The sequence below is a fragment of the Streptomyces sp. NPDC030840 genome, from assembly GCF_055572015.1.
This window is the reverse complement of record NZ_JBVIEE010000001.1, coordinates 391,002-412,178: the sequence shown is the minus strand read 5'-3', so window position 1 is coordinate 412,178 and position 21,177 is coordinate 391,002. Positions and strand designations below refer to the sequence as shown.

Below are 21,177 nucleotides of genomic sequence, written 5' to 3'. Positions count from 1 at the left end.
TCCCCTCGCACAGGAGGGGACGCCGCGCCGACTCCGACCACGGTTCGCCGGTGGTCGGGACTGGTCAGCGCGGCCCGCTAAGCAGAAGGCGTACGGCACGCATGGCGTCAGGGTACCGCAGCCTCCGAGCGCGCCGCGACGAGGTTCCGGTACGCGCGGGGGTCGTCCGTCGGCCACCGGAACCAGCCAAAAAAGTTGAACGATGTTCAAAAGTTACTTCGCGTAACAGCCGCTAAGGGGCATCACGCGTGTGAGATTGCCCCTTGATAACGAGCCAATAACTCAAACCTCGTACCGCTCGGTTTGCCTCCACTTACAGTCGAGTCACGGGACCGCTTTCCCGAACCGTTCGGAGTTGCCCCCATGAACCCTCGTAGTAGTAACAGCACGCTCCCCAGGACGGGCCGTTCGGCCTATGGGGCTGCGACCGCTGCCGCTCTGCTGCTCATACCCGTGATCGTGCTGGCCGGAGGTGACGCAGTCCGTGAGTTCCTCGACTTCGGCGCCGGCGTGCTGTCGCTGGTCGCCCTCTCCTGCTCGGTGATCTGGGGCCTGGTCGCCAGCGACCGGCTGTTCCTCAACACGCGCCAGCGCATCCTCTCCCAGGCCGTGCACCGCACGACCGCGATCGCCTCGGTCGCCTTCCTGCTGCTGCACGTCACGGTGAAGATCGTTCTGGAGCACGCGCCCTTCTACGCCGCGCTCATCCCCTTCAGCCTCGGCTTCACGGGCACCGCGATCCTCATCGGGTTCGGCTCGATCGCCGGCCTGCTCATGATCACCACGGCTCTCACGGGCGCGCTCCGCAGCGCCTTCATGACCCGGGCGGATGTCGCGGCGCGCTGGCGGGTGTTCCACATGCTGGCCTATCCGGCCTGGTGCTTCGCGCTGGTCCACGGACTCTACGCGGGTCGCGAGGCGAAGCCGGTCTTCATCGTCCTGTACAGCCTGTGCCTCGTCGGCGTCGCCGCCGCCCTCATGCTGCGCGCGGCCCCCCGCCCCTTCAAGCGCCAGGTGGCCGACCGGGTCGCCGCCGTGCTGGGCACCGCCGACACACGGCCGGGCCGCGAGGAACTGGACATGAGCCGCGCCAGGATGGCCGAGGCCACGATGGCCGGAGCGGCCGGCTTCGGCCAGGACCCCGGCCGCGGCCGGGGAGGCGACTCGCCGCTGCCGGGCATGGGCACGCGCGGGGGCAGCCCCCTCGGGGACACGATGGTGCCGCCGCCGCGGACGCCGTCCCCCGGCTTCTACGAGTCCGCCTCGCGCGCCGACGCACCGGACCCCGGCCCCGGCTTCGCGGCCGCCTACCGTGCCGTGTCGGCCACCCCGCGCACGCAGCAGGACCCGCTGACGCCCCAGCCGCCCCAGCGCGTGGACCTGCCGATGGACATGCAGCCCACCGAGGCCATCCCGCGCTACGACGAGGGCTCCACCACGGGCACGCGCTGGCCGGCCCCGTCCCCGCCGCCGGTCGGAGAGGCACCCCCGTCGGCCTACGACCCGATGCAGGACACGTTCGCGGGCCAGACGTTCGCCGGTCAGACCTACCCCGGCCAGACGTATCAGGGCCAGACGTACTCGGGAACTCCCGAAACTTCCTACGGAATGGCTGAGACGAACGCCCCCTACGGCACGTACAACCCGAACGACACGTACAACAGCGGTCCCGCCACTGAAACGCTTCCCGGTGCCTACGACTACGAGGCGCCGGGTTCAGGCGAACCCTGGAACGCGCCTTCCGGAGGCTTTAAGTGAACGAGGCCCTTCCCGACGTCCCCGAAGTCCGTGTGGTGGGTCTTCCCCAGCTCACCTCGGGTTTCGACCTCGTCGAGAGACTCGACCTCCCCATGCACCTCAAGGTGCACGGTCCGCTCGAACCGATGGGCGGCGAGCAGCTCGCCCAGCTCTCCGAGCGGATCAACCTGAAGGGGCGCGGCGGCGCGGGCTTCCCCTTCCACAAGAAGCTGCGGTCGGTCGCCGAGTCGGCGATCAAGCGTGGCATCCGGCCGGTGGTCGTCGTCAACGGAAGCGAGGACGAGCCCGCCTGCCGCAAGGACACGGTGCTGATCAACCGTGCCCCGCACCTCATCCTGGACGGCGCCCTGCTGGTCGCGGAGGCCCTGGGCGCCCGCCAGCTCGTCGTCGGGGTGACACGTGAATCCACCCAGCGCTCGATGGAGGCCGCCCTCTCCGAGCGCGGGCTGAGCAACCGGCGGGGCGCGGCCATCCGCGCCAGTGTGCAGCGCAACCCGGTCCGCATGGTGACCGGGGCCGCCGCCTCGCTGATCCGCTCGATCGACGGGGGCCCGGCCATCCCGCCCGGCCGCAAGACCAGCGCGTCGCGCAGCGGTGTCGGGGGCGCGCCCACGCTGCTGTCCAACGCCGAGACGTTCGCCCAGCTCGCGATCGCCGCACGCATCGGCTCCGAGCGCTACGGCAACACCGGTCTGTACGACGAGCCGGGCACCGTGATGCTCACGATCTCCGGCGCGGTCGCGCGCCCCATGGTGATCGAGGCGCCCACGGGTGTACCGCTGCGCTACATCCTGCAGCTCGCCGGTGCCCCGCCGGTCCCGCAGGGTGTGCTCACCGGCGGCTACCACGGCAAGTGGATCGACGCGGCGACCGTCAACGAGGCGATCGTCTCGCGCAACTCCCTGGACGCGGTGGGAGGTGCGCTCGGAGCGGGCGCGATCCTCCCGATCACCCAGGAGACCTGCCCGCTGGGCGAGTCGCTGCAGGTGGCGAAGTGGCTGGCCGAGGAGAGCGCGGGGCAGTGCGGTCCCTGCTACCTCGGCCTGCCGGCCGCGGCGCGCGGCATGGAGGACATCCTCAACGGCGGCGGCCCGGCCGCCCTGGAGGCCCTCAAGCAGGTCGCCAAGAACGTGAAGCGGCGCGGCGCGTGCTCGCACCCGGACGGCTCCGCGATGTTCCTGGAGTCGACCATCAAGGCGTTCACGGACGACCTGGCCGCCCACGTCCTCGGGAACGGCTGCGGAAGACCCGTGGAGGGCGTTCTGCCGCTCTTCGAGGGCGGCAGGGCACCCACGGGCATCCCCGGCGGCGCGGCGGCCGAGGAGGAGAACGGCCCCAGCCGTCAGAAGATCTTCGTCGACTGGACGCTGTGCCGCGGCCACGGCCTGTGCGCGGACATCCTCCCGGAGGTCTTCGAGCTGGGCGCCGACGGCTTCCCGACCGTCGCCCAGGCGGCGGTGCCCCGCTACGCCGAGGCGAAGGCCCTGCGTGCGGTACGGCGCTGCCCGGCGCTCGCGCTGCGCATCGAGGAGGAGCGCGGCTCCGCGCCGTCCCGCAACAACCTGCCGGTCCTCTCGCAGGGCCGCGGCCGCCGGGCCCTGGGCAGCGGCCGCTGAGCACGCGTGAGGGGGGCCACCGCGTCGCGGTGGCCCCCCTCACGTCGTTGTGGGACGTCGTCGTGGGACCCGAGGGCCCATCAACGGAAGATCCCGCCCGATCGAACTGATCGGACGGGATCGTTTTCTGTGGAGCTAAGGAGAATTGAACTCCTGACCTCCTGCATGCCATGCAGGCGCTCTACCAACTGAGCTATAGCCCCTCGCGGCCATGCGGCGGAACCGCATTTCTGCCTCTGCCGCCCGGTCTCCCCGGCGGCGACGCCAACATTACACGGTCCCCCGGGTGCACCACCAAATCGTTTCCGTTCTGTCCGGATACGTTCAACGATGTCCCCTGGCCCCGCTGTTCAGGCCGTCACGAACGAGTAGAACCGCTTGAGCGTGCAGTGCTCCTCGAGGAGCCGGCCGTAGATCGGCTCACCCTCCAGCTCGCGGTACACCTCGATCGGGTCGCCTTTTATGATCAGCGCCCGCGCGCATTCCTCGCACCAGTACTGGTAGTCGCGGTTGAGGGGTTCCATGTCGCGGACAATCGGCGTGCCGCTGCCGCACCAGTCGCATTTCCTCCTGTGTGCACCCATTGATCAGCTCCAGCTGTGGCCGCAGGTCGTGCACACGTAGGAGATCCCCCCGTTGTCACCGAGGACTTGGGCCACTTGGAGTGAGCCGCAGGAAGGGCAGTTGAGGAGGGTGGCGTTCTTCCGTCTCACCACCGTGGCGAGGAGATCGCCGACCTCCCCGCGGATGCTCCCAGGCATCGCTTCTCCCTCCCGTCGGGTCCGCCCCCTTCCGGCCGTTTGATTCTGCCACGGCCGGACCAATACGGTCAGCGACGCCTTCGTACCAGTCCGGACACGGCACCCAGGAATGCCGTCCCGGCGACTGCGCACACGCATGCGAGAAGGGCGTCCGCAGAGGTATACGCCCCGGGGGCCCCAAGTGACTCAAAACGCTTCGAGAAGAGTGTGCCGAAGGCCACGCCCCCCGGTCGGCCGCCCGGTCCGGGTGACCGTCGCGTACAGCACGCGGCGTTGAGACAGACAGGACCGTGCACGTGAGGGAGTACCCCGCGACCGCCAGTGGCAACGCCTCCCAGTGGGCGCGAAGTTCGGAACCGGTCGTGGGCACCACGACGAAAAATCCCGCTCCCCTGAGGGGAACGGGATCTCGGTACTGATCCTCGACGACTGAAGAGTGTCGATCTGTGGAGCTAAGGAGAATTGAACTCCTGACCTCCTGCATGCCATGCAGGCGCTCTACCAACTGAGCTATAGCCCCTTGCTTTCACGCGGCGAAGCCGTGTGGTGTTTCGCTCCGCTCGGCGGGGCGAACAAGAAGAACTCTAGCCTGCGACCAGCCGGAAAGTGAAATCCGGGCCCGGGGGCCACGTGACCGGCTGGGGCGGAGGTCCGGTGGGCCGGGCCGAAGACCTCCCGCGCCGTTCCCCGCGGAGCGTGCCGGTCGTCCTGCGGCCGCTCCGCCGGGGGGTCAGTCGTCGTCGCCGAGCACCGGCTCCGGAAGGGTCCCGGCGTTGTGCTCGAGCAGGCGCCAGCCGCGGGCGCCCTCGCCGAGGACGGACCAGCAGCAGTTGGAGAGGCCGCCGAGGCTCTCCCAGTGGTGCGGCTCCAGGCCGATGAGACGGCCGATGGTGGTGCGGATGGTGCCGCCGTGGCTGGCCACCACGAGGGTGCCGTCCGCGGGCAGCTTGTCGGCGTGCCGCAGCACCACGGGGGCGGCCCGGTCGGCGACCTCGGTCTCCAGCTCCCCACCACCGCGGCGGACCGGCTCACCGCGCTTCCACGCGGCGTACTCCTCGCCGTGCCGCTCGATGATCTCCTCGTGCGTCAGCCCCTGCCAGACGCCCGCGTAGGTCTCGCGCAGCCCCTCGTCGTGCGTCACGTCGAGCCCGGTGAGCAGGGCCAGCTCGGCGGCCGTGGCGGCGGCGCGGCTGAGGTCGGAGGCGAGGATCGCGTCCGGCTTCAGGGAGGCCAGGAGCCGGGCGGCCCGGCGTGCCTGCCCCAGACCGGTCTCGGTGAGCTCGATGTCCGTGGTGCCCTGGAAGCGGCGCTCCAGGTTCCACGAGGTCTGGCCGTGCCTCCAGAGGATGAGGCGGCGGCCGCGCCCCTTCCGGCCGGCCGCCTCCGTGCCCGGGGCGGCGCTCATCGCAGCTCCCCGCCGAGCTCGGCCGCCTCCTCGGCGGCCAGCAGCCGGGCGTGCTCCTCCGCCTTGCCCCGGGTGGCCTTGGCGTCGGCCGGCAGCTCCAGCTCGGGGCAGTCCTTCCAGAGCCGCTCCAGGGCGTAGAAGACGCGCTCCTCGCTGTGCTGGACGTGCACCACGATGTCGACGTAGTCGAGGAGCACCCAGCGGGCCTCGCGGTCGCCCTCACGGCGCACGGGCTTGGCGTCCAGCTCCTTGTTCAGCCGCTCCTCGATCTCGTCGACGATCGACTTGACCTGGCGGTCGTTGGGTGCGGAGGCGAGCAGGAAGGCGTCCGTGATGGACAGGACGTCGCTCACGTCGTAGGCGATGATGTCGTGCGCGAGCTTGTCGGCGGCCGCCTGGGCGGCGGTGTTGATGAGCTCGGTAGCGCGGTCGGTAGCGGTCACTACAAGGCTTTCGGTCGACGGTCAGTGAACCCTCAAGGGCTACCTCAAGGGTCTCACGGACGGACGAGGGCACCCCAGGGGTTAACGGCCACGCGGTCGATCACCTGATCGGCCGAGCTCAGGCCCGGGCCTCGGGCGCCTCCCGGAGCCTCCTCGGCGTCCCGGCGGGCCGGCCGGCGCGCCGGCCGGCCCGTACCGGGTTCCGGTCACCCCGAGGAGCCCGAGGCGGTCACCTTGTAGTTCTGGCCGAGGACGACCGAGACGTCGGCGCTGGACGTGGTCCTGCCCTTCTTGACCGAGCCGGCGGGCAGGCCGAGGGTCTTGGCGACCTCTTCGGCGTCGTCCTTGCTCGCGGCGTCGGCATACGTGACCTCGGACGTGGCCTGGGCCGAGGCGGTGCCGGCGTCGAGGAAGGTGTAGCCGCCGTTGAGCAGGACCACCCGGGCCTGTTCGGTGGCGTCCTTGGCGCCGGTGGCGTTCCTGATGCCGACCCGGACGGCGTCGCCCGCGTCAGGGCTCTTGGCGGTGCCGCCGAGCACATCCTTGACCACCTTGTCGGCGGCCTGCGTGCTCAGGGTGCCGTCCTGCTGCACGGGGAGCAGGTCGGTCTCGTAGTCGCCGCCCTTGGCCCGGTCGGCGAGCCCCGCGAGGAAGGTCCCGAGGTCGTTGTCGGTCAGTGGGGGGTCGAGGATCTGGGCCAGCGTCTGCACGGTGGTCGTGGCGGCCTGCGGGTCGGAGGACAGCTTGCGCAGCACGCTCTGCATGACCTGTCCGAACCGTTCCAGCTGGGCGTTCTGCGGCTCGCCGGGTGCGCGGTAAGTGGCGTACGCGACGGCCATCTTGCCGCTGAGGGTCTGCGCCCTGCCCTTGTTGACCAGGGGCGCCTCGCCCTTCTTCCTGGCGTCGGGGTCGGGCACGGCGGCGTTGGTGTCGACGTCGATGTTGCCGACGAGTTCGACGAGGTTGTTCAGGTACGGGGTGTCGAGGCGCCAGCTGCCTTCGATGCTGGTGCCCAGGACGGTGTCGAGTGCGTCCCGGGTTCCGGAGGAGCCGTCGTCGTCGACGGACTTGGCGAGGGTGGTGGTGTTGCCGTCGTCGTCCGTCAGGGCGAGGGAGTTGGGCAGCAGGACGGTGGCGCCGCGTTTGGTGGTGGTGTTGTTCACGAGCAGTGCCGTGGAGGTGCCGCCCTTGGCGGTGTTGTGCAGGTGGACGACGAGCACGTCCCGCTTCTGGGCGCCCGCGGCCGTCGTGGTGCCCGCCTTCTCCTCCGCGGCCGACGTCCCTGGCAGCTTGCCCTCGTACCACAGGTAGCCGACGCCGCCGACGGCGACCAGGGCGAAGGTCACCACCAGGGCGACGATCCGGCTGCGGGCCCGGCGCCGGGCCTCCTCGCGGCGTTCGGTGCGGTTCTCCGTGAACTTCAGCCAGTCGATGACGTCCTCGGAGTTGCCGTCGGGCTCCTCCACGAAGGCGAACTGCTCGGTGCGGTACTCCCGTTCGTCGCCGTGGGGGTCGTGGTCACCGGGCCGCTCGCCCGGCGGGCCGCCGGGGTGGTCCTGCGGCCGGCCGTCGGTGGCCGGAGCGCCGGCGGCCATGCCGCCCGGACGTGCCCCGCTGCCGTCATGAGCGGCTCCGGTGGGCCCCGACTGCTGCGGGATGTAGGGGGTCTGCTCGGCGGTGTGGGCCTGTTGGCCGGTGGCCCGCGACTGCCGGCCGGTACCGGCGGCCTGCCCGTAAGGGTCGTACCGGTCGTAGCCCGCGCCGGCCCCCGCGGGCCCGTCGGCGGGAGCACTCCCGTACGGGTCGTAGGAGGGGTACGGCTGTTGACTCGTGTCGTACGGGGCCGCCGGCTGCTGCCTGCCCGTGTCGTACGAAACCGGGGCCTGCTGCCGGCCGCCGGTCGCGTACGGGTCGTAGCCGTAGCCCTGGGGCTGCTGCTGGGGCTGCGTGCCGTAGGGGTCGTACCCCTGTGGAGGCCCCTGCGGGGGCTGGGCCGGCACCTGCTGGTACACAGGCTGCCCGAACTCGTCGTAGCCGACGAGTTCGTACTGGTCGCCCCCGTAGCCAGCGTCGTATCGGTCGTTCACCGGTGCCCCTCTCGGCTCACTCGCCGCGGTACAGCTCACGCTTGTCGATGTAGCGCACCACACCGTCCGGCACCAGATACCAGACGGGATCGCCCTTCGCGACCCTCGCACGGCAGTCCGTGGACGAGATGGCCAGCGCCGGAACCTCCACCAAAGAGACACCGCCCGCGGGCAGGCCCGGGTCGGCCAGGGTGTGGCCGGGCCGGGTGACGCCGATGAAGTGCGCGAGGGAGAACAACTCGTCCGTGTCACGCCAGGTGAGGATCTGGCCCAGCGCGTCGGCGCCGGTGATGAAGAAGAGGTCCGTGTCGGGGTTGAGCGCCCGCAGCTCGCGCAGGGTGTCCGTGGTGTAGGTGGGGCCGCCGCGGTCGATGTCGATGCGGCTGACCGAGAACTGGGGGTTCTCGGCGGTCGCGATGACCGTCATCAGGTAGCGGTCCTCCGCCGGGGAGACCGCGCGGTGCGACTTCTGCCACGGCTCGCCGGTCGGCACGAACACCACCTCGTCGAGGTGGAACTGGGCGGCGACCTCCTGGGCGGCGACGAGGTGCCCGTTGTGGATCGGGTCGAACGTTCCGCCCATGACTCCGAGGCGTCGCCGCCCCGTGGCGGAAGGGCCGTTTCCGGGGCCGTGCACCTGGCCTATCGCCGGGTCGTGCTCCGTCTCGTGCGCCGGGCCGTCCGCCTTGGTGTGCTCCGGACCGGTAGGCATTTCCTGCTCTCCCATGCGTGCAGACCCTACCGGCCCGGCCGACGAGCCCCGGTCGAACGTCCTTTTGCGGGGATTCAGCGGTCGCGGTTGAACCGGGTGGTGATCCACAGCAGGAGCAGCAGCACGAAGAGGGCTCCGCCGCCGGTCAGGTAGGGGCTGAGGCTCTCGTGGTTGCCGCCGTGCTCCTCGCCCTCGGCGGCGAGAGTGACCAACTGGGCAGCGGTGCTGTGGAAGCTCATCGTCGGCTGGACCTATCCGGGTGTGGGATCGGGACAAAGACTCCGGCCCATCGTATGCGGGCGCCTCCGCCTCGATCACCCCGACTCCGCCGTCGGCGCGCACCGCGGCCGGCCGGCCGGTGAACGGGGCCGCCGCCGCGTCCGTATTCATGGCCGTGCGCACCGCGCCCAGGAGGTCACCGAGACCGCGCGGGAGGCGCGCAGGAGTCCCGTCCGGGGTCATGTGCCGGACCGCCCGCCCGGGTCACGTACGCGAGCCCCCGCCCAGGACGTACGTGGCAGCCGTTCCGAAACCACCGCACCACCGCCCCGCAGTCCCGCTGACCCGCGCCGGCCAGGAGCCGGCCGTCAGCCGTCGTCGTCCCGCCGGTAGCCGCGCAGGAGGAACCACCCGACCAGAACACATCCGACGACCATCACGATCAGCACGACACGCAGCAGGTTGCCCGGCCCCTGCCTCTCGGCCGCCGACGCGGCCTCGGTGATCCAGCGGGCTGCCGGGACGTGCTCCATGGGATCGCTCCTTACGGTGTGCTGCCCCGCCACGGTATCTCCGCCTAGGCTGGAGCTCGCCTCGGGGGGCCACAGAGGGCAATCAGACGCATGGGGGACACATGTCCGACGACAGCCACCAGCAGAACGGGCACGAGAAGGTGCCCAGCAGGCAGCGCAGGCGCTTCGAGGGGATCTCCTCGCGGGCGTACGAACATCCGGCGGACCGCTCGGCCCTGGTGGCCCTGCGCAAGCTCAGCGGCTTCGACACCGTCTTCAAGGCGCTCAGCGGTCTGCTGCCCGAGCGCAGCCTGAGGCTGCTGTTCCTGTCCGACTCGGTACGGGTCTCGGACGCGCAGTTCGCCCATCTGAACGACATGCTGCGGGACGCCTGCTACATCCTGGACCTGGAGAAGGTCCCGCCGATGTACGTCAACCAGGACCCGCAGCCGAACGCGATGTGCATAGGCCTGGACGAGCCGATCATCGTCGTCACGACGGGGCTCGTCGAGTTGCTCGACGAGGAGGAGATGCGGGCGGTCATCGGCCATGAGGTGGGCCACGCGCTCTCGGGCCACTCCGTCTACCGCACGATCCTGCTCTTCCTGACCAGCCTGGCCCTGAGGGTGGCGTGGATCCCGCTGGGCAACCTCGCGATCATGGCGATCGTGACCGCGCTGCGCGAGTGGTTCCGCAAGTCGGAGCTGTCCGCGGACCGTGCGGGCCTGCTGGTCGGCCAGGACCTGCGGGCCTCGATGCGCGGTCTGATGAAGATCGCGGGCGGCAACCACCTGCACGAGATGAACGTGGACGCGTTCCTCGCGCAGGCCGACGAGTACGAGGCCGGGGGCGACCTGCGCGACTCGGTGCTGAAGATCCTGAACGTGCTGCCCCGCTCGCACCCCTTCACCACGGTGCGCGCGGCCGAGCTGAAGAAGTGGGCGGAGTCCCGCGACTACCAGCGGATCATGGACGGTCACTACCCTCGACGCGACGAGGACCGGGACACCTCGGTGACCGACTCGTTCCGGCAGTCCGCGGCGAGCTACGCCAGTGATGTGAAGAACTCCAAGGACCCGCTGATGAAGCTGGTCAGCGACCTCGCGGGCGGCGCGGGCGACCTCGGCGGCCGGGTGCGGCGGGGGTTCGAGGGCTTCGCGGGCAACGGTGGCGGCTCTTCCAAGGACAGGCGTCCCGCCGAGGACGAGTGACGCGGGCGCCGCACCGACCGCTCGGCGGATCGGCGGATCCGGCCCGGCCGGGCCCTTCACTTGAGTGCCGCGTGAGGGGCCCGGGTCACACCTTCGGCTGTGCGCTCTGGGCCAGCGACCCGCACAGGGCCGTGGCGCCGCCCGTGGCGAAGGGATCCGTGCCGGCCGGGCCGCCCTCCTTGGCCGTCTGACCGGCGAGCAGCGGGCGCAGGTGGTTCGTGGAGTCCTCGGAGCAGGCGAGCGGCCCGGCCTGGACGTAGGAGACGACGAGCTCGGCCTGGTGGGTGCGCAGGTCGTCGGTGTCGAAGCGGAAGTGCAGCTCGCGCCGGACGGTGAACAGGGAGGCCTTGGCCTTGTCGTCGGCACCGGCGGGCCGCAGCGCGTAGACCAGGGTGTGCTCGGCGATGACCTCGAGGGTGCGGGCGTCGTACTCGGCGGCCTGCAGTGTGCCCTGAACGCGGACCTTGGTGTCGGCGAGCTCGGCGCGGGAGGGGTCGAAGCGGATCAGCCAGCCGGTGGGGGCGTGCCGTCCGTCGGCGGTGGGGCGGTCGAAGCTCTGGTCGAACTGGTCGAGCTGCTGCGGGTCGAGCAGCATCCGCGCTGGCCGGACGGACCTGCCGTTCAGCACCTCAGGGGCGAGGGAGGAGGCCACGAGGTAGTCCTTGGCGGTGCTCAGGGCGGTGACGACCTGGCTGTCGGAGAAGTGCGCGGTGCGGCGGGTGGCGGGCATGGTGATGCCCTTGGCACCGATGCGGAACTGTGCGGCCGGGCTGTGCGCGTACAGGTTCTCGGGGTCGGTGGAGCCGGGCACGGGGGCCTGGGGTGCGAGCGGGATGACGGTCATCCGCAGCGGCTCGGTGGGCTGGGCGGCCGGTGTCTGGTACGGATGGCGTACGCCCATGTAGATCGCGGTGCCGAAGGCCACGGCGATCAGCAGGACGAGGATCACCGCCTGCCGGGACAGGCCGCGCCGCATGGGCGGGCGGCGGCGTACGGCGGGGGCGTGGTCGCCGATGCGTTCCCGGGCGGAGAACTCCTGGAGGCGGGCAGCCCGGACGAACGACTCGTCGAAAACGACGGATCGGTATTCGTCCTCGCCACCACCGGGAGGTCCCTCGAGTGGCCCCTCAGGTGGCTCTCCTGGCCCGCCCATACCTTCAGAGTAGGTCCCGTGGGGGCCAGGTAAACGCCCGGCCGTGTGACAAGTTCTGACAGGTTCTCACCAGGTTCTCGAACGGTCGTCGAACCGCGGAACGGGCCCTGGCTCAGGGTGTGCGCGGCACCGCGGACACCGGTGGCTGGGAATAGTCGGCCGACGCCGAAGGGCCGGAGGGGCCCGCCGGGCCCGTGCCGCCGCCCTGCTCGACGCCCGTGGAGGCGGGCTTCGGGACCTGGTCCTGGCGGCCGCCCGAGGAGGCGCCGCGGTAGACCGCCGTGAAGGCGAGGGCGACCATGCCCACGCCCATCACGAGGGCGAGCACCCAGGCGACGGGCCGGTGCCAGCGGACCTGCTTGCCGTATCCCCGGCCGTAGGGCCCCGGCGCGCCGTAGCGGTCCTCCAGGATGTCCGGATCGTCCAGGTCGTCGAAGTCCGGGCCGTGGCCGAAATCACCGTCGGGTCCGAAGCCGTCCTCGTAGCGCTCGTCGTCGCGGTGCGCGCCTCTGGTGTGCGACCGGCGCGCTTCGGCCTCCTGCGCCTCCGCGCGGGCCTGGGCGGCCGCCAGGAGGCGTTCGACGGCGGTCGGCTCATGGACCACGGCCGCCCGCACGAAGGCCTCGTCAAAGACCACGGAGGCGAACTCTTCGTCCATACCCCCGCGGTCGCGGTCGTCGTCGGGCTCCCAGCCGTCAGGGAACGGCGTGCCCCCCACGTCCTCCGGCACGGGATCCAGAGTAGTCCTGGGGTGTCAATTTGGGCAGACGGTATGGAAATTCATCCGCTTTGCGAAGACAGTTCACGGGAACGTGACCGGCCCCGGCGCTCCCTGGGGCACCCGCGGGCGCCCGCGCGCACACCCTCCGCCGCGAGCCGGGCGCGCGCCGGGCGCTCCGTCACCTCGTGCTCAGCGCCGCACGTGGCCGTCGCCGGTCACGATGTACTTGGTGCTCGTCAGCTCGGGCAGCCCCATCGGCCCGCGGGCGTGGAGCTTCTGCGTCGAGATGCCGATCTCGGCGCCGAAGCCGAACTGACCGCCGTCCGTGAAGCGGGTGGAGGCGTTCACCGCGACGGTGGTCGAGTCGACCAGCTGGGTGAAGCGGCGGGCGGCCTGCTGCGAGGTCGTGACGATCGCCTCGGTGTGCCCGGAGGTCCACAGCCGGATGTGCTCCACCGCCCGGTCGAGCGAGTCGACGACGGCGGCGGCGATGTCGTACGAGAGGTACTCGGTCTCCCAGTCGTCCGTCGTGGCCTCGACGACGGTGGCCCGCGTGTCCTTGGCGTAGGCCAGCACGCGCTCGTCGCCGTGCACGGTCACGCCGGCGTCGGCCAGCGCGTCCAGGGCGCGCGGCAGGAACTCGGGGGCGATGTCCTGGTGGACCAGCAGCGTCTCGGCGGCGTTGCAGACGCTCACCCGCTGGGCCTTGGAGTTGATCAGGATCTCGATCGCCGTGTCGAGGTCGGCCTGGGCGTCGACGTAGACGTGGCAGTTGCCGGTGCCCGTCTCGATCACGGGGACGGTGGACTCCTCGACGACCGTGCGGATCAGGGAGGCGCCGCCGCGCGGGATGAGCACGTCCACGAGACCGCGGGCGCGCATGAGCTCGCGGACGGACTCGCGGCTCTCGCCGGGCACGAGCTGCACGGCGTCGGCGGGCAGCCCGGCACCGCCGACGGCGTCCCGGAGCACCCGGACGAGCGCGGTGTTCGACTCGAACGCGGACGACGAGCCCCGCAGCAGCACCGCGTTGCCGGACTTCAGGCACAGGGCCGCGGCGTCGACGGTCACGTTCGGCCGGGCCTCGTAGATGATGCCGACGACGCCCAGCGGGACGCGCACCTGGCGCAGGTCGATGCCGTTCGGCAGGGTGGAGCCGCGGACGACCTCGCCGACCGGGTCGGGCAGCGACACGACGTCGCGCACGTCGGAGGCGATGGCCCGCACCCGCTCCGGGGTCAGCGTCAGCCGGTCGATGATCGCCTCGCTGGTGCCGGCCTCGCGGGCACGCTCGATGTCCTTGGCGTTGGCCGCGACGATCTCGCTCGTGCGGACCTCCAGCGCGTCCGCGATCGCGAGCAGCGCGTCGTCCTTCTCGGCGCGCGGCATCGGCGCGAGATCGGCGGCGGCGGCCTTGGCACGGTAGGCGGCCTGGGTGACCGGGGACATGGCGTCGTACGGCGAGAGCGTGGTCATGCTGGAAGGGTAGTGCGCGGGGCGGAGACGTCCATCGTCGGTCCCACACCGCGAGACGCCCTTTTACGCCTGATCCGGCGCCGCTCTCGCGGAGGTGGTTACTCGCCGCTGTGGTTCCTCAATTGACGGTTGCGGTCCGTGGTCGCTTTAGAACGGATGTACGCCGACTGGCGTCGCCGGCAGCGGACCGTACCCCTCGGCGACACGCTGGTGGTACGTCTCGCGGTCGATGACCTCCAGGCCGACGATCTCCCAGGGCGGCAGCTTGGCGGTCTGCCGGTGCTCGCCCCACAGGCGCAGGGCGACGGCGGCCGCGTCGTGCAGGTCGCGGGCCTCTTCCCAGTAGCGGATCTCGGCGTGGTCGGTGGCGTAGCGGCTGGTCAGCAGGAAGGGGTGGTCGTGGGCGAGCTGTTCGAGACCGCGCCGTACCTCCGTCAGCGGGGCCTCGTCCCCCGAGACGCTGAGCGTCACATGCCACAGCCGGGGAACGTCCGCCGGCTTCTCCGCGCCGGACGGCTGCCCGGAAGGCTGCCCCCCGTCGTACGCGTCGCCGGCCGCGACGCTGGTCAGCGCGCGCTCCTCGCCCGCCCCGTGGGAGGTACCACCACCGCGGGACGCCGCCGCCCCAGGGCGCACTCGTCTCACGACGGCCTCCTTTTCGCACTGTCCGGGCCTTTGCCGGGCGGAATCCCCTGCAACAAAGTTGAGCAGGCCGGACGGCTCCGCGTGGCGGTTTTACGGAACGTGCACCACCGAAAGCCTGTGATTCGGCCTTTCCCGGGCACGTTCGGTCACGGGTGGAGCAGGACCAGGTCGTCCCTGTGTACGACCTCTCGTTCGTAGGCGGGACCCAGCTCGCGCGCCAGTTCCCGCGTCGAGCGGCCGATCAGCAGGGGGATCTCCTTGGCGTCGAAGTTGACGAGCCCCCGCGCCACCGCGCGCCCCTCGCCGTCCCGCAGCTCGACGGGGTCCCCCGCGGCGAAGTCGCCCTCGACCGCCGCGATGCCCGCGGGCAGCAGCGACTTGCGGCGCTCGACGACCGCGCGGACGGCCCCGTCGTCCAGGGTGAGCGAGCCCTGCGGGGTGGAGGCGTGCTGGAGCCACAGCAGCCGGTCGGCGGAGCGCTTGCCGGTGGGGTGGAAGTACGTGCCGGTGTCGCGGCCGGCGAGGGCGTCCGCCGCGTGGACCGCGCTGGTCAGGACCACGGGAACGCCCGCCCCGGTGGCGATCGCGGCGGCCTCGACCTTGGTGACCATGCCGCCGGTGCCGACGCCCGCCTTGCCCGCGCTGCCGATCTCGACGTGGGCGAGGTCCCCGGGTCCCCGCACCTCCGCTATCCGCGAGGTGCCGGGCCTGCTGGGGTCGCCGTCGTAGACGCCGTCCACGTCCGAGAGCAGGACCAGCAGGTCGGCCCGGACGAGATGGGCGACGAGCGCGGCGAGGCGGTCGTTGTCGCCGAATCGGATCTCGTCCGTGGCGACGGTGTCGTTCTCGTTGACGACCGGCAGCGCACCCATCGCGAGCAGCTTGTCGAGCGTGCGCGAGGCGTTGCGGTGGTGGGCCCGGCGGCTCATGTCGTCGGAGGTGAGGAGCACCTGGCCGACGCGGATGCCGTACCGGGCCAGGGACGCCGTGTAGCGGGCCATGAGCAGGCCCTGGCCGACGCTCGCGGCCGCCTGCTGCCGGGCGAGGTCCTTGGGGCGCCGGCGCAGGCCCAGCGGCGCGAGCCCGGCGGCGATGGCACCGGAGGAGACCAGCACGATCTCCTTCTCCCCGCCACTGCGGACTTTCGCGAGCACGTCGACGAGGGCGTCCACCCGGTCCGCGTCCAGACCCCCGGCGGCCGTGGTCAGGGAGGAGGAGCCCACCTTGACGACGATCCTGCGCGCTTCCGCCACGCTCTGCCGTCCCGCGACGCCCTGCCTTGCCGTAGACACGCGTATCCCCACATTTCCGCTGTTCCGACCGACCCGTGTCTGCAATCTACGTGAGCGCGAGGGACGGATGTCGCGGCATTTCGGTGGATGGACGCCCGCCGGACGGCTCAGGAACGGCGCACGATAGGCGGACGGATGGCAGAGGGAGAGATGGAACTCCCACGGGAATGGAATGTCTGTCACAGGACTATGAGAAGACGCTCAGAACTCCCGTGAGGTTCCAGAAATTATGTACCTTTTCCTGCAGTTGATCCCTCCGGAGATTGCTCCTCCGGCGCCCTAGGTCCTACCGTCATGGTTCGGCCTTCCCTGTTCGAGGCGTTCCCGGCGCGGAAAAGAGCGCCCGGGGGCGCGCGCACGGAGGCGGGCCGCCCCCACTACCCTCACCGCTTGCCTTCCCCCCATCCGTCGTCATTCCCTCCGCAGGAGCCCAGCCCGTGCCCTCCGCAAGGCTCGCCCCCCGCCGCATCGCGCAGTTGTCCGCGCTGCTGGCGATGTTCGCGCTCTTCACGGCCCAGATCATCTCCGCGCTGCTGCCGAACGTCCCGGTGTTCGTCGCCGCGAGCGCGGCGGGCCTCGTCCTGGACACCACCCTGCAGTACCGGCAGCCCGGTCTGCTCGCGATCCTCGGCAAGGTCCGGTTCGAGCCACTGGTACGGCAGCTGCTGCGCGACATGCTGGTCCTGGTGGGTCTGCTGCGGATCGAGGGCATCGACCCGGAGACCGAGCACGCGCCCCTGGTGATCGGACTGTGCGCCTTCTACACGGTGCACTTCGCCTGCCAGGGCGTGGCCGTGCTGGTGCGCCGCAGCCGGACGCTGCCGATCGTGACGCGGAACATCGACGCGTCCGCTCTGCGACTGACCACCGCCCCGCCCCGTCTGCTGGCCCGCCGCCAGGCCCACCGTCTGCTGACGTTCTCGCTGCCGACCACCGCCGGTCTGATGGCCACCGCCACCACCAAGGACGGGCTCTGGGGCGGCATCGGCCTCGGTGTCGCGCTCGCCCTGGCCCTCGGCGGCACGGTGTACCTGGGCACCTGGCTGCTCCCGGGGAAGCGGGCGCAGAGCGAGCAGAAGGTCATGCAGTGGCTGGACCAGTGGCTGGCCGACTACCGGCCGACGGTCGCCATGTACTTCTCCGGCGGCACGACGTCGGCGTACCAGGCGAACATGTGGCTCTCCACGCTGTCCAGGGTCGAGGGCAAGCCGCTGATCGTGCTGCGCGAGCGGTTCATGGTGCAGAAGATCGACGCCACCGACGTGCCCATCATCTGCTTCCCGAAGGTCGCCACGATGTTCTCGCTGGAGAACTCGACGCTGCAGATGATGCTGCACCCGGCGAACGCCGCGAAGACCTCGCAGGTGCTGCGCATCCCCTCGATCAAGCACGCGTTCATCAACCACGGCGAGAGCGACAAGCTGTCCTCCTGCAACCCGTACGCGAAGGCGTACGACGAGGTGTGGGTCGCCGGTCCCGCGGCGCGCGAGCGGTACGCGCTGGCGGAGGTCGGTGTCGAGGACAAGGACATCGTCGAGGTCGGCCGGCCGCAGCTCGCGCCGATCCGCCCCTACTCGGGCGCGCCCACGGGCACGTACACGACGGTCCTGTACGCCCCCACCTGGGAGGGCTGGGACGGCAACCCCGGCAACACCTCCGTGGTCCTGGCCGGTGAGAACATCGTCCGCGGGCTCCTTGCCGACGACAGCGTGCGCCTGCTGTACAAGCCGCACCCGATGACCGGTTCCGTCGACCCGCGCGCGGGCGCCGCGAACGAGCGCATCAAGGCGATGATCCGCGAGGCCAACGCCCGGCGTTCCGGCTCCCGCCCGGGACCGGAGGCCGCCGCCGAGCTGGCCCGCCGCACCGTCGAGCTGGACAAGCTCACCTCGACGCACTTCCGGCGCAGCGCGGACGAACTGGAGCGCATGCTGCTCCAGAGCACGCCCGGGGGCGACCGCGAGGCGGCGATCGCCGAGGCCACGACCGCGTGGGAGAAGGCCTACTGGGCGTCGTTCCCGGAGTGGGAGCACCAGATCATCACGGACGCGCGCCCCGCGATCTTCGCCTGCTTCAACCAGGCCGACCTGCTGATCAGCGATGTCTCGTCGGTGGTCTCCGACTGGCTGTCCAGCGAGAAGCCGTACGCGGTCGCCAACACCTCGGGCATGCCGGAGGAGGCGTTCCGCACGAACTTCCCGACGGTGTCGGCGGGCGTCATCCTCACTCCGTCCGCCGAGGGCATCCCGGCCCTCCTGGAGTCGGTGCGCCACCCGGAGAAGGACCACTTCACCGCGGCGCGCGCCGAGTTGAAGGAGCACCTGCTCGGCCCGTCCGACCCGCCGTCCCTGGCCCGCTTCAACCGGGCGGTCCAGACCCTGTGCGCGAAGGCGGAGGACCGCCGCGTGCTCATGGAGTCCCGCCTGGCCGGCGAGATCCCCTCGCCGCGTGAGGCCTCCGAGGAGATGTCCGAGGAGCCGGATTCCAACGGCACGGACTCCGTGAACGCGTGACGCCTGTTCGTACGGCGTGAGTTGGGCCCCGGGAGATCACTCCCCGGGGCCCTTCGCATAGGGTCCTTCTGCTGTTCACACGCATGCCGACTACACGCGTGCCATCTGTCAACGGGAGGACCTGATGGAAGAAGCCCTGAGCCGCCGCACACTGCTCCGCGCGACAGGCGGCCTCGGACTGGCCGCGCTCGGACTCGGATACGGCGCGGGGGCCGCGTCGGCGGCCGTACCGACGTCGAAGCGGTTCCAGCTGAGCGGGGTGGACTCGCACGACCTGTACCGGAACCGGGCGCTCTACAACGGCACCGTGATGCAGAGCTTCGCCTTCGACCAGACCAACCAGCGGCTGTTCGTGGCCCAGTTGCGAGAGGGTTCGGACGACAAGTCCGGTGACCTGTGCATCACCGAGCTCTCATGGTCGACCTGGACCACCATCGGCCACATGTACCTGACGGGCTTCGGCCACGCCGTCTCCATCGGCGCGCAGGCCGTGGGCTCGTCGACCTACCTGTGGACCGACACCCTCGCGGACGCGGACGGCTACGGACGACGGCTCGCCCGCTTCAAGTACACCAACGGCGCCACGCTGACCCCCGGCTCGTCGGCGGTCACGCAGCTCACACCGGTGTCCGTCGCGGACCGGCACACCTGTGCCATCGACCCCACGCACAACCGGCTGATCGTGCGCTACCGGCCGACGGGCGCCAGCACCCATCGCTTCACGGCGTACGACCTGACCGCCGCCACGAACGGCGACTTCAGCAACCCGCTGATCAGCGACTTCCTGCAGCCGGGCACCATCACATCCGCGGGGGACTTCCAGGGGTACACGGCTTACGGGCAGTACCTGTACTGCCTCACGGGTACGCACGACGACCCCGCGACGTACCTCTGGAGCGTCGACCTGAACACCGGTCAGGTGAAGGAGAAGTTCCTGACAGCGGCCGGGTCCACCCTCAGCTACCGCGAGCCGGAGGGCATGGCCGTCTACACCACCGCGGGAGGCGAGCCCCGCCTCTTCTTCGGCTTCGCCTCCAACACGACCCCGGGCGAGCGCCTCTCGAACATCTTCTACAAGAACGTCCTGGTCTAGTGCCGCGGCAGGCCTGTCGCGGCACGGGCACCCGCCGGCACGGCTAGAACGGCTCGAAGTCGTCGTACTCCCGCTGCGCCTCGTCCCGCTCGGCCTCTCGGTCGCGGCGGCGCTGCGCGGCGGGCCGTACGCCCTCGAAACGGTGGTCCTCGCCACGGCGGCCGAGCATCTCGGCGCCGGCCGTGACGCTGGGCTCCCAGTCGAAGACGACGGCGTTGTCCTCGGGCCCGATGGCGACGCCGTCGCCCGTCCGGGCGCCCGCCTTCATGAGCTCCTCCTCGACGCCGAGGCGGTTCAGCCGGTCGGCGAGGTAGCCCACGGCCTCGTCGTTGTTGAAGTCGGTCTGGCGGACCCAGCGCTCGGGCTTCTCGCCGCGCACGCGGAAGAGGCCGTCGGCCTCGCGCACGACGGTGAAGCCGGCGTCGTCGACGGCCTTCGGCCGGATGACGATCCGGGTCGCCTCCTCCTTCGGCCGGGCCGCGCGCGCCCTGGCCACCAGGTCGGCGAGGGCGAAGGACAGCTCCTTCAGGCCCGTGTGCGCGACCGCCGACACCTCGAAGACGCGGTAGCCGCGCTCCTCCAGGTCGGGCCGGACCATCTCGGCGAGGTCCTTGCCGTCGGGCACGTCGATCTTGTTGAGCACCACGATCCGCGGGCGGTCGCCCAGCCCGCCGTACTGCTTCAGCTCCTCCTCGATGACGTCGAGGTCGGAGACGGGGTCGCGGTCCGACTCCAGCGTGGCCGTGTCCAGGACGTGCACGAGCACGCTGCAGCGCTCCACATGGCGCAGGAACTCCAGGCCCAGGCCCTTGCCCTGGCTGGCTCCCGGGATGAGTCCGGGTACGTCGGCGATCGTGTACACGGTCGCGCCCGCGGTCACCACGCCCAGGTTCGGGACGAGCGTCGTGAAGGGGTAGTCCGCGATCTTCGGCTTGGCGGCGGAGAGCACGGAGATAAGCGAGGACTTGCCGGCGCTCGGGTAGCCCACCAGGGCCACGTCCGCGACGGTCTTGAGCTCCAGCACGACGTCCTGGAGATCGCCCGGCTCGCCGAGCAGTGCGAAGCCGGGGGCCTTGCGCCGGGCGGAGGCCAGCGCCGCGTTGCCGAGCCCGCCCCGGCCGCCCTGGGCGGCGACGTACGAGGTCCCGTGCCCCACGAGGTCCGCGAGCACGTTGCCCGCCTTGTCGAGCACCACGGTCCCGTCCGGCACCGGAAGCACCAGGTCCTGGCCGTCCTTGCCGGAGCGGTTGCCGCCCTCGCCGGGCTTGCCGTTGGTGGCCTTGCGGTGGGGCGAGTGGTGGTAGTCGATCAGCGTGGTGACGGACTGGTCGACGACGAGGATCACGTCACCGCCGCGCCCGCCGTTGCCCCCGTCGGGCCCGCCCAGCGGCTTGAACTTCTCACGGTGGACGGAGGCACAGCCGTGACCTCCGTTACCCGCGGCGACGTGCAGTTCGACGCGGTCCACGAAGGTGGTCATGGTCAGTGCCTCCAGAAACGTACGAGTGTCATCGGTACTGCTGTGTGGGTGTTGCAGTTACTGCAACACGCGAAAGGCGG

The 21,177-nt window shown here is 71.0% G+C and carries 19 protein-coding genes and 2 tRNA genes; 5 read left to right on the top strand and 16 right to left on the bottom strand.

Features of this window, described 5'->3' with window-relative positions:
• Positions 1-363: 363 nt before the first annotated feature.
• Positions 364-1,758 (top strand): cytochrome b/b6 domain-containing protein, encoded by a 1,395-nt coding sequence (locus ACZ49J_RS01720; protein ID WP_467455464.1) that lies wholly within the window; start codon positions 364-366, stop codon positions 1,756-1,758.
• Complete coding sequence (locus tag ACZ49J_RS01715) at positions 1,755-3,374, top strand: NADH-ubiquinone oxidoreductase-F iron-sulfur binding region domain-containing protein (protein WP_467455466.1); 1,620 nt, start codon at positions 1,755-1,757, stop codon at positions 3,372-3,374. The genes ACZ49J_RS01720 and ACZ49J_RS01715 overlap by 4 nt, the downstream gene beginning before the upstream one ends.
• 130 nt (positions 3,375-3,504) lie before the next feature.
• On the opposite strand, the gene ACZ49J_RS01710 is transcribed toward ACZ49J_RS01715, so the two are convergent.
• The 10 genes from ACZ49J_RS01710 to ACZ49J_RS01665 form a co-directional block, all read right to left on the bottom strand.
• A tRNA-Ala gene (locus tag ACZ49J_RS01710) sits at positions 3,505-3,577 on the bottom strand.
• 147 nt (positions 3,578-3,724) lie between these two features.
• Positions 3,725-3,958, bottom strand: coding sequence for a hypothetical protein (locus ACZ49J_RS01705; protein ID WP_467455468.1), 234 nt, complete (start codon positions 3,956-3,958; stop codon positions 3,725-3,727).
• A 3-nt stretch (positions 3,959-3,961) separates the two neighbouring features.
• Positions 3,962-4,135 carry a hypothetical protein gene (locus ACZ49J_RS01700; RefSeq protein ID WP_467455469.1) on the bottom strand — a complete coding sequence of 58 codons (174 nt, stop codon included), beginning with the start codon at positions 4,133-4,135 and terminating at the stop codon, positions 3,962-3,964.
• Positions 4,136-4,582: 447 nt separating this feature from the next.
• Positions 4,583-4,655: transfer RNA gene (locus ACZ49J_RS01695), tRNA-Ala, on the bottom strand.
• A 210-nt stretch (positions 4,656-4,865) separates the two neighbouring features.
• Positions 4,866-5,540 carry a histidine phosphatase family protein gene (locus ACZ49J_RS01690; protein ID WP_467455470.1) on the bottom strand — a complete coding sequence of 225 codons (675 nt, stop codon included), beginning with the start codon at positions 5,538-5,540 and terminating at the stop codon, positions 4,866-4,868.
• On the bottom strand, positions 5,537-5,983 hold the full coding sequence (gene rsfS, locus ACZ49J_RS01685) for a ribosome silencing factor (RefSeq protein WP_467455471.1): 447 nt from the start codon (positions 5,981-5,983) through the stop codon (positions 5,537-5,539). The genes ACZ49J_RS01690 and rsfS overlap by 4 nt, the downstream gene beginning before the upstream one ends.
• A gap of 206 nt (positions 5,984-6,189) precedes the next feature.
• On the bottom strand, positions 6,190-8,070 hold the full coding sequence (locus ACZ49J_RS01680) for an LCP family protein (RefSeq protein WP_467455472.1): 1,881 nt from the start codon (positions 8,068-8,070) through the stop codon (positions 6,190-6,192).
• A 16-nt stretch (positions 8,071-8,086) separates the two neighbouring features.
• Entirely contained in the window at positions 8,087-8,797 is a 711-nt protein-coding gene (nadD, locus tag ACZ49J_RS01675) for a nicotinate-nucleotide adenylyltransferase (RefSeq protein ID WP_467455473.1), read from the bottom strand.
• A gap of 59 nt (positions 8,798-8,856) precedes the next feature.
• Positions 8,857-9,021, bottom strand: a complete 165-nt coding sequence (locus ACZ49J_RS01670) for a hypothetical protein (protein ID WP_192583393.1) — start codon at positions 9,019-9,021, stop codon at positions 8,857-8,859.
• A 348-nt stretch (positions 9,022-9,369) separates the two neighbouring features.
• Entirely contained in the window at positions 9,370-9,534 is a 165-nt protein-coding gene (locus ACZ49J_RS01665) for a hypothetical protein (protein ID WP_194238631.1), read from the bottom strand.
• 101 nt (positions 9,535-9,635) lie between these two features.
• On the opposite strand from ACZ49J_RS01665, the gene ACZ49J_RS01660 reads away from it, so the two are divergent.
• Positions 9,636-10,724: a M48 family metallopeptidase gene (locus ACZ49J_RS01660; RefSeq protein WP_467455476.1), complete on the top strand. Its 1,089-nt coding sequence runs from the start codon at positions 9,636-9,638 to the stop codon at positions 10,722-10,724.
• Positions 10,725-10,809: 85 nt separating this feature from the next.
• On the opposite strand, the gene ACZ49J_RS01655 is transcribed toward ACZ49J_RS01660, so the two are convergent.
• The 5 genes from ACZ49J_RS01655 to proB form a co-directional block, all read right to left on the bottom strand.
• Complete coding sequence (locus ACZ49J_RS01655) at positions 10,810-11,877, bottom strand: SCO2583 family membrane protein (RefSeq protein WP_467455478.1); 1,068 nt, start codon at positions 11,875-11,877, stop codon at positions 10,810-10,812.
• A 112-nt stretch (positions 11,878-11,989) separates the two neighbouring features.
• Positions 11,990-12,607, bottom strand: a complete 618-nt coding sequence (locus ACZ49J_RS01650; protein ID WP_467455480.1) for an SCO2584 family spore wall biosynthesis protein — start codon at positions 12,605-12,607, stop codon at positions 11,990-11,992.
• A 180-nt stretch (positions 12,608-12,787) separates the two neighbouring features.
• A complete protein-coding gene (locus ACZ49J_RS01645; RefSeq protein ID WP_467455482.1) occupies positions 12,788-14,074 on the bottom strand; it encodes a glutamate-5-semialdehyde dehydrogenase in 1,287 nt (428 codons plus the stop codon).
• Positions 14,075-14,221: 147 nt separating this feature from the next.
• On the bottom strand, positions 14,222-14,710 hold the full coding sequence (locus tag ACZ49J_RS01640; protein WP_467455575.1) for a hypothetical protein: 489 nt from the start codon (positions 14,708-14,710) through the stop codon (positions 14,222-14,224).
• A 155-nt stretch (positions 14,711-14,865) separates the two neighbouring features.
• Positions 14,866-15,972, bottom strand: coding sequence for a glutamate 5-kinase (proB, locus tag ACZ49J_RS01635; protein WP_467455577.1), 1,107 nt, complete (start codon positions 15,970-15,972; stop codon positions 14,866-14,868).
• 476 nt (positions 15,973-16,448) lie between these two features.
• On the opposite strand from proB, the gene ACZ49J_RS01630 reads away from it, so the two are divergent.
• On the top strand, positions 16,449-18,524 hold the full coding sequence (locus ACZ49J_RS01630; protein WP_467455484.1) for a hypothetical protein: 2,076 nt from the start codon (positions 16,449-16,451) through the stop codon (positions 18,522-18,524).
• Between the two features lie 124 nt (positions 18,525-18,648).
• On the top strand, positions 18,649-19,617 hold the full coding sequence (locus ACZ49J_RS01625) for a phage baseplate protein (RefSeq protein ID WP_467455485.1): 969 nt from the start codon (positions 18,649-18,651) through the stop codon (positions 19,615-19,617).
• Between the two features lie 43 nt (positions 19,618-19,660).
• Here ACZ49J_RS01625 and obgE read toward each other — a convergent pair whose 3' ends face one another.
• Entirely contained in the window at positions 19,661-21,097 is a 1,437-nt protein-coding gene (gene obgE / locus ACZ49J_RS01620; RefSeq protein WP_467455486.1) for a GTPase ObgE, read from the bottom strand.
• Positions 21,098-21,177: the final 80 nt, after the last annotated feature.